We start from the raw sequence: 17,192 nt of genomic DNA on the forward strand, positions 1-17,192 counted from the left end.
ATTTATATTTTTAGTTATCTTAGAAATCTACTTCAATTAGATCAGCCAGCGTATCCCCATCTATTAATTCTTCAACCAATTGAATCTTGTTGATTTCAATATGAGGGTCTTTGGCAATGGTTGTTAATATGACCAACAGATTTTGTGACATCGCTTCAATCGTTGTTTTCTCAAATAAAATCGTACTGTATTCAAAGGCCACTTCTAACTTGTGTTGCAATTCGGTAACATACAACGTTAAATCGAATTTGGATACTCTCGTATTTGGGGCATAAGGCTTACAGGTTACTCCATCCATCTGAATCTCTGAAGCATCTGTATTCTGCAATACAAACATAGTGTCAAACAACGGATTCCGCCGAGCATCTTTGGTTACATTTACTTTCTCAATCAATTCTTCAAACGGATAATCCTGATTCTCATAAGCGTTCAACATATTTTCTTTCACTTCCAGCAGATACTCCGTGAATGTTTTATCCGCGGCAGGATAATTTCGAATAGCCAGTGTATTCACAAACATCCCCATAACCGGCTCCAGCTCAGCATGTGTCCTTCCTGCAATCGGCGTGCCTACAATGATATCTTCTTGTCCGCTGTATTTAGATAATAGAATGGTATAGGCGGCTAATAGAATCATATATAACGTTGTTCCTGTCCGTGCTTCGATGTTCCTTAAGCCTGGAAAGATGTCTTCCTGCAAAACAATGTCCAATACATCTCCCGCATAGCTTAGGGTTTCAGGTCTTTCGTAGTCTGTTGGCAGATCCAATAGCGGGATACTTTCACCAAACACAGTAAGCCAATACTTCTCCTGCTTTTTCATCCGCTCACTATGAAGTTGCATTTGCTGCCATTCAGCATAGTCCTTATATTGAATTCGAAGAGGAGACAGCTCCTCTCCCTTATAGAACTGGCTAAGTTCAGTCATCAGAAGATGCACGGATAGTCCGTCTGCAATGATATGGTGGAGATCTACCAGCAAAACATGACGCTCCTGCTGAAGTTCAATAAGTCCCACCCTCATAAGAGGTGCTTGCCCGAGATCAAATGTGCGAACAAACTGTTCAATTCGATCTTCGATCTCTACTTCCGTTGACTCGATCAATTCAATTCCAAAGTTCACTTTAGGGTATACGATCTGTTTCGGTTCTCCGTGTATGACTTTGAATCCAGTCCGAAGCGATTCATGACGATGAATCAATTGTTGGAATGCTTCTTCCAATCTGATCCGATCAAGCGATCCTTCCAACATAAACATACCTGACATGTTGTACATGAGTTCCTTGCCAGCTTTGATGCTCATAATGTACATTCTCATTTGCGCTGAAGAAATAGGATAATATTCTTTTTCCTCCACTTGAGGAATGGACACTGATACTTCCTGTTCCATTTGTTCAATAGATTGAGCCATCTGTTCAATGGTCTGCCATTCAAAGACGTTTCTTACCGATATGTGGATATTCAGCTTTTGATTGATTTTGGCGGCCAGCTTGGTCGCACGTAAAGAGTTGCCTCCAACATCAAAAAAACTGTCTTTTACACTGATTTTTTTCACGGCAAGCACATCCTGCCAAATAGGCAGCAACTGTTTTTCCACCCCAGTTTGGGGTTCTATATATTCACTTCCCGTTTGTATGTTTTCTTCTGGACTCGGAAGCGATTTGCGATCGATTTTCCCGTTCGCTGTCAGAGGCATGTGATCCAATTCTATAAAGTAGGCTGGTACCATGTAATTTGGCAACACCTTAGAGAGGCTTTGTTTTAACTCTCCCACCGTCAGCGTGGAATCCGCTGTAAAGTATGCACATAACGATTTGTCTCCATGATCATCCTCATGTGCAATGACGATAACTTCTTTCACACACTCTAGATCTAACAGCGCCCCTTCGACTTCTCCTACTTCGATCCGATATCCGCGAATCTTAATCTGGTGATCCATTCTTCCCAAATACTCGATATGGCCATCGGGAAGCCATCTCACCAAATCTCCCGTTTTGTACATTGTCGCTCCCTGTACATACGGATCACGCACAAATTTTTCTGCTGTCAGCTCAGGTAAATTCAAGTATCCTCTACCAACCCCATCGCCAGAGATACATAATTCCCCTACGACGCCTACAGGCTGAACTTTGCCATGTTTGTTCAATACATACAGGCGATTATTTCCTAATGTTCGACCAATCGGTAGGTGAGCTCGTTGATTCGCTGTATCCAGGTGTTCTGGAAGTACACGGTATGTCGCAACATCCACACAACATTCTGTTGGACCGTACACATTAATTATGGCTGGCGCCGTGATCTGATTGAGAGCAAATAATGATGTGATTTCATTTACACTTTGCTGAGAAAGAGCTTCACCGCCAATGAGCATATATTTTAGCGATATGCCTTGAACGTTTTTTGCCTTCGAAAGCAATTTCAGGTGCGCAGGCGTACCGTCTGTCAAATCAATTTGGTGGAGCTGATAATAATTCATTAAATCTTGTCCATCCAGTACCGTGTCCTTGTCTACAATAAACAAGGCATGGCCTGACAGCAGTGCGCCAAAAATCTGCTTCACAGATGCATCAAAATAGTAAGGCGCAAGTAAAGCGACATGCAAACCGCTATGCTGATCATCTATAACTTGACTGTACAACGCTTGAACCAAGTGATGAACCTGACGATGTTCGATCATTACACCTTTTGGCATGCCTGTTGTGCCTGAAGTATAGATCACATAAGCCAACTGCTCGGAATTCCCTGCCGGTTCCAGATTCGACAGATTAGCTGCATAGATTTCTTCATCGTCCAAATCAATCATTTTTCCATTAAACGATACCAACTGCTTCAAATGCTTTTGCGTGACTAACAACGTTGCCCCCGAATCATGCAGGATGTACCGGATACGCTCTTCAGGAGAATCCGGATCAATCGGTACATACGCCCCGCCTGCTTTTAGAATGCCAAAGATGCCAACGATCATATCAATCGAACGATCTGTCAGAATACCTACAAATTGATCCTGCTGCACTCCCTCAGCTCTAAGCGTATATGCCAACTGATTCGCCCGTTCATTCAATTGACGATACGTCCATCGCTCATTTCCAAAACTAACAGCCAATTGATCAGGTGTCCGTTCCACCTGTGCTTCGAATAACTCCTGAATGGTCTGTTCCCGGGAATATTCTATGTTGGTATCATTAAAATCATATAAAAGAACGTTCTGCTCAGGTTCAGACAGCATTTGAATATCGGACAAGGCAATATCAGGTTCGATCACAATGTCTCTGAGGATGTTGAACAGATGTGTTTTCATTCTGTCGATGGTATCCCGTTCAAACAGCTCCGTCTTGTAATTAAAGTGCATTTCCAGACACTCATTATCATCCTCAACGATGAACATCAGATCATATAACGATACACCAACATTTAATTCTCTAACTTCAAAGCTGCAATCCTGTTCTTGCCGTTGATTCAACGCGGTATTTAAGAAGATATACATCGTATTAAAAAGTGCTGTCCCGGTTGTATCCCGATGCGTGTTTAAATTCTCTACAAGGTTGTCAAAAAGATAGTCCTGGTTATCCAATGCATCCAGGGATTGTTTTTTAATTTCCTCGAGATAGGATCGAAATGACTTATTCCCCACCGGCTGTGATCGAATCGCTACCGTCTGGATAAAGACACCTATCATATTCTCGACATCCGGATGGTTTCTTCCTGATGTTGGCGTGCCTACAATCATATCTTCTTGATCCGTATATTGATGAAGCAGCACATTATACGCTGCCAATAACACCATAAACATCGTAGTTCCCGTTTGTTTCGCAAGCTTCTCCAGCGACTGCTTCAAGTGTGCGTCCAACACAAATGACAATCTAGAACCTGCCGAAGTCAACTGAGGTGTCCGAACAAAATCAGTAGGCAGATTAAGGTTCGGGAGTTCTCCTTTGAATTGATCCAGCCAATATTTTTCTTGCTGCTTATAAGACTCACCCGCCAGGAATTCTTTCTGCCAAGCTGCAAAGTCTTTGTATTCAACCTCAATGTCCGACATGCTTCTTCCGTCATACGCATCAATCAATTCATTCGCAAGAATACCAACGGAATATCCGTCCGATATAATATGATGCATCTCAATGAGGATCTCTGCATGATCATCGTCTATACGAATGAATTCGGCACGTATTAACGGCGCTTTGGAGCAATCAAATGGTTTGGCAAACGTCTTAACATGTTGTTCGAATGAAGCAGAGCTTTCCTGAGATCGTTTCACTTCAAAATCAATCGTTGGCGCGATACGCTGGTAAAGCTCTCCATCCATCAGATGAAAACTGGTGCGAAAAGCTTCGTGACGTTGCACGATTTGTTCCAATGACGAAATTAGTTTAGCTTCATCGATTTTTCCTGTGACCGTGATATGACCGCACATGTTCTGAAACACACTATTCGGCTCAAATTGATCCAGAAAGTAGATTCGCTGTTGTGCAGCTGACGTCTCATAGAACTCCTTCACGTCCAATGCCTTGATTGGAATGAATGTTTCCTCGTTCTCGCCTGTAATCAGACTGGCAAGCTGCTTCAGACGTTGGTTTTGGAAGAATTGAACGATTGAAATTTTGTGTTGAAACTGCTCATGTACCTTGGATAGCATTACTGTCGCCTTGAGCGAGTTACCTCCGAGATCAAAAAAGTGATCATGTCTCCCCACTTGATCGAGGGATAATACGTCCTCCCAGATCAAAGCCAGCTTTTTCTCCACGTCATTGACTGGAGACTCGAATATGGCTGCATGATTAACGTGAGGAAGACGCTCCGTAACAAACCGATTATATATTTCCTGTAATTGGTCCTGTTGCTCGGATGAGAACAACGTCAAAGACGAGATTTCAGCCTCTGGATGACTCACCATTTTTTGCAGCAAACCCTTAAATCCTTCAGACCACAATTTCATCATCTCAGGTCCAATAAGCTCGGTATTGTAATCAAAATCCAGGTACAATTCATGGCTAACATCTGTAATATTAAGAAATAAATCGTAAGAAATATGTTTGATCGGATACGACATGAATTCAGTCTTGATATTTTCAAATTGGAGATGATGAATCGTTCTGTCCATATTAAATAAAATCCGGGTATCCGGTGCAGTCATATGAGCAAGCTGTTCGGATACGAGGGTCAATGGAACATGCTGATATTTCATGACTAGAGCCAGCGTTTCCTTGAGCTGAAGAACATGGTCTACAACGGATTGCTTCGTTAACAAGGCATGATGAACAGGTACAATGTTGACACAGTTGCCAATCAGCGCATTTTTTCGCATATGAGACTGACCCGCTGTAGGCACGCCGATGACAAGGTGAGACTGCCCTGTTAGTTGATGCAAATATAAATGAAACGCTGCAAACATTGTTACAAACAAACTGCTCTTATTATTGATACTTAACGTTCGCAATGACTCTGTTAATTGATGATCCAGCTTGATGGAATACCTGTCACCAGAATATCCCCTGGGCACATCATGGGACGGTGCCGTTGGAAGTGTGATGTTGGGATAGGATAAGGAAAATTGTTCTTTCCAGAACTGAATCCCTTCGGTAAATGACCCTTTTTCATGTTCAAGTCGTTGCCAGCTTAAATACGCACGGAATGGAGTGGCTTCAGGTAATTGAACCGGAACTCCTCGGACCAGAGCAGAATAGGTATGTTCCAACTCTTGAATGAATACAGCAATCGACCAGCCATCTACAACAATATGATGAAATGTCAGCACCATAAGGTATTGATCGGCTGCCTTTTTAAGCAAGGTGATTCTAAATAGAGGTTCCCCAGACTGTAAATCGAAGGCTTCATTTGCATCGGCAGATAACCAATTGGAAATTTCCCTTTCTTGATCCTCACCCGCATATGCCGAGAAATCCAACCATGTACATTGAAATTCCATTACGGATCTGATTTGTTGTGTTTCACGATCGGCATGAATGACTGTTTTCAGGGCTTCATGACGCTGTGCGATCTGATTCACGGCCTGATCCAGTGTGGAAGGCTTTATTCCACCTGTCATTTTTAAAATAACACTCTGATTTAATGCAGCATTCGCATCTTCCCCATGTAATGAAGTTAACAATAATTGTTTTTGCACTAAAGAGAGCGGATATTCCGAAACAGGCGATTCACCAGGGATAAACCCCCACTCGCGTAGTTCATGGATCGTCTCTTTCACGATTCTGATTATCGTATCCATCTCACCCATGGAATGCACAGTCGATATAAAACAGTTACGACCTTCCCAAATATATAAACCTTTATAAATTAAATGGTAGAAGAATAATTCCATATCTCCAAATGATATAAATCGAAATAAAGATCCATAGTTCACCATTTGCATCGGTACATTCGCTGTTTTGAAAAACACATTTAATTCTTTAACAAGATAATCTGTTTTTTCATTTAATTCCTTATATAAAGTTCCTGCTTCGGATTGAAGATACTGCAGTACCGTTAACATCACTCTCATCGTAAGAGGGTGTGTACAGAAGGTTCCACCGACAAACGTTTTCTTATCTGCATCGGAAGGGTAAGAATCATCACCAAAGTTCCAGGTTCCACCATCTACCGGATTCATAAATTCAGCCTTACCCGCGACTATGCCAATAGGCAGCCCACCACCGACCACTTTTCCATACGTAACCAGATCTGCTTGAACCCCAAACCAATCCTGTGCTCCACCCAGACCAATTCTGAATCCAGTGATGACTTCATCGAAAATAAGTGCAGTCCCAGTTTGATTTGTTATTTCTCTAAGTTCCCGTAAGAATTGTGTTGGCTGCATATCAGGTCTTCGACTTTGCACCGGCTCTACAAGCACAGCAGCCAATTCACCACCCAGGTTCTGAATCATATCCAGGGATTGCGGATGGTTATAATTAAGAATAATCAAATCATCCATTGAGCTTTGTACAATACCAGGAGCCATAGGCATCGCAGACGATAAAGCATCCCCAGGATTCGCTACACCCAACACGCCGTCATGTGTACCGTGGTAAGATCCAGAAAATAATACAACTTTGGAACGCCCCGTTGCTGCCCTCGCTAAACGAAGTGCAACCATGACAGCTTCTGTTCCTGAATTATAAAATGCGACACGCTCTACACCCGTTAGCTCGGAAATTTTAGCTGCAACATCTCCTGCCAAATCTGACATAGGGCCCAATGGAGGCAATTGTTCCTGGAGGCTGTCTGCTATTACATTTTGAATAAACGCTGGATTATGGCCAAATAGATTCACACCAAATCCCATCGTCAGATCCAAATACTCGTTCCCATCCAGATCCCATATCTTAGATCCCTCTGCACGACTTGAAATGATGGGATACACCATTTCCTTCCAATACGAGCGAAATCCGGATACATTGCGATTATTCGCATGAACCAAACGTGTTTGGCCAGTTTTTAATTTGGAGCCTTTGGTTCTTGCGGTATACTTTGTTACAAACTGTTCAACATACTGGTTCTGAAGCGGTGATAATCCGTTCTCTTCATGAATTTTCAACGATTGATACGGTATAAAAGGTTTTTTTTCTTCCTTCGATTCCGAATCCGGTTGGATCTTTTTGGGTTCGTTGGTTTTATTGATTTCATTCATTACCGGTGAAGCTTGAACTTTTGGGGTTTCATGATGTTTCATCTCCAAAAGAGGCGATTGAACAGCATTCATTTGCTCGCCTAACAGCACATTCAAACTTTTTAATTGAGATTCCATGAGCTGAATGGCAGACATCACAATTTGTTCCGACACATTCCCTGATGATTTTGCCGTGTTTATATTGTTCACAGATGCCAGATTTCGTTGTTCAGTATGCTCCTGAACTGTTTGATTGTTTATATTTTCAGATACATCATGATGCTTTATATTCTCTGACACATATTTAACTAAGGAATTAATATTTGTAAGGGTTTCAAAAAACATTTCCATCGGGATATTCAAACGGAACAGCTCTGAGATTTCCTTCTGAATTTGCACAAGAATAATGGAATCCAATCCCATTTGGAGAAAATGAGCTTGATGATCCAGCTCTTCCAACTTCAAACCAGATGCACGACTGATGCTTGTTTTAATCTTTAATTCAATATCGTTTGTATTCATCTCCATTTGAACCTCATTCCTCTCTGACCAATGTTCCGCTGGTATCGTATGTTTGACTTCAATCCAACACCGCTTCTGCTCAAATGGATATAGAGGCAATGGAATTTTCCGAATGACTTCATGATTATAAAACCTTTCCCAATCAATCACTGCCCCCAGTGTAAATAACTGACCGAGTTCATTTAAAGATTCTGCCTTTCCCTGAACATAGAGATGATCGCTAACAAGCGTTTTGTCTTTTTTGGCATAACCAAAATAAACATTTGGCAGTTTACCCTCTCCGCTTGCAATTCGTTGTAATTTTTCATGTAATTCTTGTGTACTCGTCACTACGATGGCAAGCCGATAATCCAGATTAGCCCTTCCCGTACTGGCTGTATAACAGATTTGTTGAATAGAAACATCCGTGTGATCGGTTAGATATTCATGATACGTTCTGACCAATTCACCCAGCGCCCGTTCCGTGGCAGCAGACAGAACAAATAGATTAGGCTCTTGGGACATTCTTTTATCTACGGTTGGGGAAGGAACATATTCTTCGAGAACCACATGCGCATTGGTACCACTGAAACCAAAAGAACTAACCCCGCATCTTAATGGACCCTCTTTTTCACCAAAAGCCATTAGTTCCTGATTCACATAAAAAGGTGAAGCTTCAAACTTAAGCAGGGGATTAGGCTTGTCAAAGTGAACCAATGGTGGAATCTTTCTATGTTGAAACATAAGAATAGATTTAATTAATCCAGCGATCCCCGCCGCTTCAAAACCATGTCCAATGTTAGCTTTGGCAGATCCGATTGCACAAAATTGTTTCCGATCCGTATATTTCTCAAAAGCTTTACGCAAAGCATTGAACTCAACCGGATCACCTAATTTTGTCCCTGTTCCATGTGCTTCAATAAAGTTAAGCGTATCAGGAGAAATGCCGGCTTCTTTCCATGCCTGTTCGATCACATTGGTCTGAGACTCCGGGTTAGGTGCTGTGATTCCTACCGTCTTGCCATCCTGATTAATCGCACTTCCCTTAATCACACCATAGATATGATCCCCGTCCTTAATCGCTTGCTGCATTGGCTTCAACATGACCGACCCAACACCTTCGCCAAATCCCGTGCCGTTGGCATCTTCGCTAAACGTTCTCGTCAATGCATCTGGAGATTCCATATCCAGTCCGATACTTATCGGTAATAATGCCGTTCGAATGCCTCCTGCGATTGCCATTTCACAGTCTCCGGCGAGCAATCCTTTACATGCCATGTGAACAGCAACAAGTGAGGAGGAACAAGCGGTATCAATCGTTAAGGCCGGGCCTTTTAAATTCAAGAAATATGCAATTCTGCTCGCCAGTACAGATGGTAAATTTCCAATGATATAATTTTTGAGTTCTGCGGGGTAACTCGCTGTCACGAGCCGTTCGTAATCATACCCAACTTTGGAATATCCCACGTACACGCCCACATTTCTTCCATTGATTCCTTCCCCTGCATACCCAGCATCTTCAATCGTATGCCATGCCGTTTGCAAGAACATCCTTTGATTCGGGTCCATAAATTGTGCAGTTTTTGGAGTTATGCCAAAGAAAGAATAGTCGAATTGATCAATTTGATCCAAGTAACCACCCTTGATCCATTGAACTTCGCTCATTCCACTTCGCATGGATTGTATATAATCCGCTGCGTCTTTTATCCGACTTTCCGGGTAGTCCCGAATGTTATGCGTTCCATTTTCCAAAACACGCCAAAAATCGCTTGCATTTGATGCACCAGGGAGATTCAAAGACATACCGATAATAGCAATATCTTTGGATGGCGTATGATCCTCTTGAGTTTTGTTGACTTGCATGGTCTCGCTGTAGCCTCTAACCAGATATGCTGCCAATTCAGTTATCGAGGGATAGGTAAAGAGGTCCGTAACAGCAAGCTCTTCTCCGTATTTTTGTTCTATACGTTCAGCGATTTGGGCCAGCTGTAATGAAGTTGCACCCATATCAAAATAGCTATCCTCAAGTTCAACCTTTTTCCCAACCAGCACTTCAGAAAATAGTGAAGTTAATTCACGTTCTATGACTCGAACCGAAACAGCAGCCTTTTCTTTTGCCTTGTCATTGTCATTCTTGATCCAGTCATGGATGAATGCAGATTCTGTTGAGAATTTGCCTGCTTCATACTGCTTGGCTAACTGATACCGCTGGATTTTCCCACTTGTTGTTTTGGGTAATTTTTTGATGGGCAGTACCTCTTTGACACTCCATCCCCCATGTTTATATAGATGTCTTTTGATTTCTTTAACATGCGGCAAGAAGTGTTCGATCTTTTTTTTGTACACGACAAACACAATAATTTCTTCACTTTGACTATTCGAATCATACACACCACAAGCAGCAACTCTTCCGAGTTCAATATCATCTAATTGTATGGCGACACGTTCAATGTCATGGGGATATACATTTTTACCATTGATAAAGATAATGTCTTTTTCCCGCCCTGTTACAACCAGTTTTCCGTTCATGATGAAACCCAGATCTCCTGTATTCACCCATCCGTCGTGCGTTAATAACTTCTCCGTTGCTAGTGAATTGTTATAATAACCTTGGGTGACGTTATCCCCCTTGATTTGAATTTTTCCAATAACTAAATCGGGAACACTGTTCATTTCCTCATCGCAAATTCTAACATGGCAATAATCAATTGCTTCGCCAACGGCAACAAATGATGCCACATGTTCAGCATGTTTCTCGACTTCGATGACACGCTCCCCTAAGTTCAGATGATTCCGGTGAACGTACACCGCAGTAAATTCTTCTTCTACCTTGGGAAAGGAGACGGCAACAGAGGCCTCTGCTAGTCCATATACGGTAAACATGGCTGTTTTCTTTAAGTGATATGCTGACAATACATTTAGGAATTCATCACACACTTCGGGTAATATAGGTTCCGCCCCATTATAAATGACTCGTACAGATGACAGATCCCATCCCTCCGCTTTGTCTTCGCGAAAGAAATTCAGGAAGTATTTATAACCAAAGTTAGGAGAAGACAGTATGGTTGCTTTGTGTTCATTTACTTTTTTCATCCATAGAATCGGTTTGCGAATAAATAATTCCGTTGGGAGCAAGTACTGATGAATTCCTGCCACGAGGGGTACGAGATGAAATCCAATCAAACCCATATCATGGGTAAGGGGCATCCAGGAGAGAAAACTATCGTTTGAACTAATTTGTGTGCCATTAATAGCAGCACAAGTATTATAAATCAGGTTTCGATGGGTGAGCATAACGCCTTTGGGATCACCGGTTGATCCAGAAGAGAATTGAATAAATGCCAAGTCATCAGACTGAGGTTCAACTATATTATTAATAGATTCATAATGATATATGGTGTCTTGGATCATATCCGTTCTGACTTCTAATTGATGATGGAAATCAAGCATGTCATGTTCCAAAACAAATCTCTTCATTTTATCCAGCACCTTCTCAGATGCAATCATGAAAGGGTTATTTAGCAAATTCCAAATACGGCATACTTTCAAGTTTTGTTCTTCATCTTCACCAATACTTACAGGGATAGGGATCATTCCACCGAGTATACAAGCCCAGAATGCGACTAAAAACCGTTTGTTTTCTTGAATCTGAAAAATAATCTCTTGTTTAGGTTTAATTCCGATGGCTTGTAGATAACCTAAATACCCTTGTGCCTCAGTAAATAATTGATGATAAGATATAAAAGTTTCTCGTTTGTCCGCATCGATAAAACGAATACCGCGATCCGTTATTTTACCTCTGTCGCGGATAACATCCACTAGTGTTTGAAACTGATTAGTATACATATCTCTCCTCCAAATGAATCATCTCTAACATGCTTATCTAATTATTTACACATATTTTCAAGCAAAATTTTACCATAGAAATATATGTAAAATCAATCAGTTTATTGTTACTATATGGTAAAAAATAGAGATTGATTTGTGAGTTATTGACATATTTATTACCAAATATCTGAAACTTCAACAAGTTCAGATGCATTAAAAGACAAAAAGACTACCTTACAAAAAGGCAGTCTGTCGCTGTAATATAGATCTTGCAAAAGAACAGATCGGGTACTAGATTGCATCGATGAACGCGGTTCCATCCAATGGAATTTTTTTTGCTATAATAATGGAATGACATACCTGTAGAGCAACATTTATCTCTTCTTCACTAAGTTCACATTCATTGTTGTTTACTTGTTCCTTTGCCCGTTGTAATTGGTTAAATAATGGCTCAACCGTTTGGGTGTATGATATCGAATCAGGGTTATAATTCCGTGAAATGAGTGCGGTTACTATAAGTTCTGATAACAACTTTTTACGAATTGTTAAGCGTTTATTTTTCCTTTCTTGTGTATTTGTAAGCATTAGTAAATCGGAAGGCTGACTTAGCGAGTAAGGTACAATACGCTTCGTTATTTTACTCATAAGACTAGCTAACACATGTTTAGAACCCAACTCTATAACTTCAGTAACCCCATTTGCAACCAGATAGAGCATAGACTCTGACCATCTTACAGGCATCGTCATCTGCATGGTTAAATAATCGACGACAGATCGATCAGACTCATAGGGTGCTGCTGTAACGTTGGAAATAACCGGGTATTTTGCATGGGCATATTGATATTGATCCAATTCAACTTTGAATTGTTCTGCTGCGGTTTGCATCAAAGGAGAATGATAGGGACCACTTACATTGATATACGAATGTTTCGTTCTCAGGGCTTCTGTCCTTTTAATAATTTCTTGTATAGAGTGCCGATGTCCCGAAATGACAAACTGCTGGTCAGCGTTCACACAAGCCACACAAGCAGGACGCTCGATCGTGGAAACTTGTTCGCATATGTTTTGAAGTGTATCTAAATGAATACCTGAAATGGCGGCCATGGTACCTTTCTGATCCGGGTCTGCATTGTGCATAATGATACCTCGTTGTCTTACCAGTTTAATGGCATCATGAAATGATAGAACACCTGCGCAGACCAGAGCCGAATATTCTCCCAAACTATGCCCAGCCAAATAAGCGGGTTCCATCCCTATTTCTTGCATATACACCTGATACGCTATGACACTAACAGTCAAAAGTGCAGGCTGAGCGTTCATCGTCATTGTCAAATCAGCCATGCTACCTTCAAAACATAACTTTCTCAAATCGAAAGAAATGGCATCACTGGCTTCTTCAAATAACTTCTTAGCCACATCGAAGTTATTCCAAAAGTCTCTCCCCATCCCAACCATCTGAGAACCTTGTCCAGGAAACAACAGAGCTACATTACTCATTCAGCATCCTCCATGTATCAACTTTATATTTCATGCACTTTGACAACTTAAAACCAATAAATTCCTAGTTTGCAAAATTTATAATAAACTTTCATTAGGAGTTATGCAATAATAAAGTCAAACGGAGGGGCATCTATTTCTATGAACGGAAAAAAATTCGTGGTTCTTTTTGGGCTCCTTGTTGGCCTCTGTGTTGGAACATTTAGTGTTATTCTTTACTGGATCTTGTCTGTAGTCTGAGTACTAATGCAAAAAGACACCCCCATTGAGGAGATGCCTGTTCCATTCTGATCTGATCATTCAAGACTCACGATTCTCCTTATCCTCAGAGAAACGGATTCCTCTTTATTTCAGATCCGATTTTTTCGCTCACTTCGTTCTCTGTATCACTCAACATTTGATCTGAAGATGGCACAGTTGAATAATCGTCCTGTAATACAATTACATACATCCCCTTACCTGGAATCCTAACTTGGCATACAGAATTTTCTTTGTTCATGGTGATCAGCTGTTCCATTAAGTCTGATACCGTTATAACTTCTTTCATCCGAATCCCCTCACCTTTCTACGGATTTACACCTACTGCGAACGGACGTGCCCCCACCGGAATAGTAGCAATCACCGTATTTGTTTCGCCATCGATCACAGAAATGGTATTGTCATCTTGATTGCTTATATAAACTCGATTGGTTAACGGATTGGCGCCCGCTCCGTTTGGATTAATTCCGACAGGAACAGTTGCAATCACCGTATTGGTTAGTCCACTAATTACTGAAACATTATCCGTGTCTCGATTGGGTACGTAAATAGCGTTTGTGGAGGTATTAACAGCTACTTCAGCTGGCGTAACGCCGACTGGAATGGTATCAATGACGGTATTCGTCAATCCATCAATAACGGAAACCGTATTACTGGTAAAATTCGATACATAAATACGGTTGGTGGCTGGATTGACCCCTACACGGAATGGATTAACCTGAACGGGTATCGTAGCAATCACTGTATTGGTTACTCCATCGATTACAGAGACAGTATCAGAATTAAAATTAACTGCATAGATCCGATTCGTTAAGGAATTGACGCCTATACCCGTTAAAAAATTGAGTCCCGGAATAGTGATAGTATCAATCACCGTGTTGGTCAATCCATCAATAACGGTTACATCTTCAGTTGTATCCAATGAATTAAAATTTGCCGTATAAACGGCATTGGTTGCTATATTGACCCCTACGTCCCCTGACTCATTCCCAACCGGAATAGAAGCAATTACCGCGTTGGTTACACCATTAATGACGGAAATGGTATTACTGCTTCTGTTTGCGACATAAATACGACTCGTTAATGGATTGACATCAATCCCTGCAGGATTCGTCCCCACAGGAATGGTAGCAATGACCATATTCGTATCGCCATTAATGACGGAAACATCGTTACTATTAAAATTGGCTACATATATGCGGTTGACTGACGTATTATCCCCCTCTATTTCAAGTTCGGAAGAAACTAATCGATGTGCGGCAACTAGCTGACCGGTTTCATTTTTGCCCCACACGGAAATCTCCGTCTGCTCTATAGCTACACCTTCAACTGTAAAGACAAACTCAAACGCATCAAGATTGGCAAAATAAGTTCTTGTCACTACCTGGTCCGGATCAATTGAAATCTGCTCGCTGACATATAAAGTCCTCGTAGTGGTCAAATTATACCCTTGTATCAAAACAACGGATCCATCCAGAGAATTCCTGTTATCAATTTTAACGGTAACTTGTTGTGTTGGCCGTACATCACTGACGGCATTATTCTCGATAGGTCCGGTTGATAGAATGGCCATTTCGATTCTCTCCTTCACTTAGATGTTATGGTTTGATTAGAATCCTTTTGTAAAAATATAAATTGATCTGTTTAAACCAAAAAAAGACCCTGCAATAATATATGCAGGGTCTAAAATAAGGTTTGGGACAAAGGGTGTACGTATTAACTGTTTTCCAGATTGCCTCATTTTTTTATCAAGTGATCAATCCATACTTCACAAAACTATGATACAATCCATCTTCCTCGACAGTTCCAGTAATATCATCTGCAATGGCTTTCAGTCCAGGCTTTGCATTACCCATGGCAATTCCGATGTTACAAAATTCCAACATCTCGGCATCATTCATGCCATCACCGATGGCAAATGTATCTTCTTGGGACATGCCCAGATGCTTCAGCAAATCGGCGATTGCAATGGCTTTGTGAATGCCAGGGATCATCAGTTCACCACTTCCTTCACCAAAGATCGGCACAGTGCACTGAATGACTTCGAATTTCCCTTCAAACTCTTGCTTGATCCGCTCAAACGGGATGGCTGAGCTCTCCAAGAAACATACTTTGTTCACATCATCCTTGTACAGGTCGGCCTCACCATACGTTAATCCGGCAATAAACGGGTGCGGCTTTAGCTCCTTCTTCTCTCTGGCTACAGGGTCATTCTCCACATCACCATAGATGCGGCGTTCCAGGTGAGGTTGAAGATTGCTACTCGCATACAATGCCGAATTGGATTCAAGGTAAAAGTCAATGCCGTTTTCATTGAAAAAATCGACCATATGTCGAACATCTTCCGCTGTTACCCTTTTGTGATATAACACGTCCTTGCCAAACTCCACATAACCCCCACCTGCACCAATCAGACCATCGAATCCGACATCCCAGATGGAATCATAAATTTCTGCTTTGGATCGGCCTGTACATAAATAGAGCAGATGTCCGTTCTCTCTGGCCTGTTTACAAGCCTTCTGTGCTGACAACGGAATACTTCCGTCATCATCTACCAGTGTGCCATCAATATCAATAAAAACAATTTTTCGCTTCGTTTCGTTCATCTGCCTAGCCCCCATCATGTATGTTGTCTATGTCTAACCGAGCGAGTGCCGACAGACATTTTCCTTATACAAAATTACCTATTCCGTGGTGTTCGCTGATCGATCAACTTCTCCAAAAATTCGGCAAAAGAATCCGCGTATACTTCAGGTTCCCCATTAAAGTAATCCAAACGCATCACTTTGTACTCTCCAAGGTGATCAGCCGTCCGCGTATCAAAATAGTAATATTCATCCTCGTCCGGTACAAACAGCTCCAGCTTCCCTTCCTTCTTCGTGTCTTCATCGGTAAGTCGGTATCTATACAAAATGTCAGCGTCCGTATAACAATGTCATTTTCCTTCAATAAATTCCAATGGTTACTTACATGCCAACTTGTCCATATGTACGGTTTGCCAGTCATCATCCTGCTCAGCAATAACCGTAAACCCTTGGCGTTTCCAGAAATCTACGGCTCCTGCCAAGAAGCGATGTGTATGCAAATACAGCGTCGTATAGTGCATATCCTTTGCCACGCTCTCCAGTTCGTTCATCAACATCGAGCCAATGCCAAACCTACGATACGCGGGATCTACATAACATTTTACTATTTCGGCAGCCGATCGAGCTGCATATCGACCTTCCACAGCTTCGATACGTCCATCATAAGGTAATATTCCAATAGAACCGACGATGCCCGCATCCTCCATCATTGCAACAAGAAAGATCGAACCATCGGAGTGCAGATAATGTTCTCTGAACTGCTCGAAGTCCACAGGCAATTTCGTATGATCCATCATCGGAAACACTTCTCTGCGTACACGCATGGCAAAATCAATGGCGTCATGAATCTGGTGTACCTGAACTGGTGTGACTGTCGGTATACTCTGAAGTTGTGTCAATAAAACCACATTCCTTAT

Annotated in this window: 7 protein-coding genes; all 7 read right to left on the reverse strand. The window is 41.6% G+C overall.

Annotated features, from left to right (window positions below; translation table 11 throughout):
* Nucleotides 1-19: 19 nt before the first annotated feature.
* The 7 genes from EL84_RS24470 to EL84_RS24500 all read right to left on the reverse strand — a co-directional run bounded on the left by EL84_RS24470 (nt 20) and on the right by EL84_RS24500 (nt 17,174).
* Nucleotides 20-11,953: a non-ribosomal peptide synthetase gene (locus EL84_RS24470; protein ID WP_047843444.1), complete on the reverse strand. Its 11,934-nt coding sequence runs from the start codon at nt 11,951-11,953 to the stop codon at nt 20-22.
* A gap of 273 nt (nt 11,954-12,226) precedes the next feature.
* The gene (gene fabD, locus EL84_RS24475) at nt 12,227-13,432 is read right to left on the reverse strand and encodes an ACP S-malonyltransferase (protein WP_047843445.1); all 1,206 of its coding nucleotides are present in this window, start codon (nt 13,430-13,432) and stop codon (nt 12,227-12,229) included.
* Nucleotides 13,433-13,757: 325 nt separating this feature from the next.
* A complete protein-coding gene (locus EL84_RS24480; RefSeq protein ID WP_047843446.1) occupies nt 13,758-13,979 on the reverse strand; it encodes a hypothetical protein in 222 nt (73 codons plus the stop codon).
* Nucleotides 13,980-13,997: 18 nt separating this feature from the next.
* Nucleotides 13,998-15,263: a YncE family protein gene (locus tag EL84_RS24485; protein WP_047843447.1), complete on the reverse strand. Its 1,266-nt coding sequence runs from the start codon at nt 15,261-15,263 to the stop codon at nt 13,998-14,000.
* A gap of 175 nt (nt 15,264-15,438) precedes the next feature.
* Entirely contained in the window at nt 15,439-16,296 is an 858-nt protein-coding gene (locus tag EL84_RS24490) for a Cof-type HAD-IIB family hydrolase (protein WP_047843448.1), read from the reverse strand.
* 74 nt (nt 16,297-16,370) lie between these two features.
* Nucleotides 16,371-16,601: a hypothetical protein gene (locus EL84_RS24495; protein WP_053061600.1), complete on the reverse strand. Its 231-nt coding sequence runs from the start codon at nt 16,599-16,601 to the stop codon at nt 16,371-16,373.
* Between the two features lie 51 nt (nt 16,602-16,652).
* Nucleotides 16,653-17,174, reverse strand: coding sequence for a GNAT family N-acetyltransferase (locus EL84_RS24500; RefSeq protein WP_053061601.1), 522 nt, complete (start codon nt 17,172-17,174; stop codon nt 16,653-16,655).
* Nucleotides 17,175-17,192 lie beyond the last annotated feature (18 nt).

It is taken from the genome of Paenibacillus sp. VT-400 (assembly GCF_001029205.1).
Classification (GTDB): domain Bacteria; phylum Bacillota; class Bacilli; order Paenibacillales; family Paenibacillaceae; genus Paenibacillus; species Paenibacillus amylolyticus.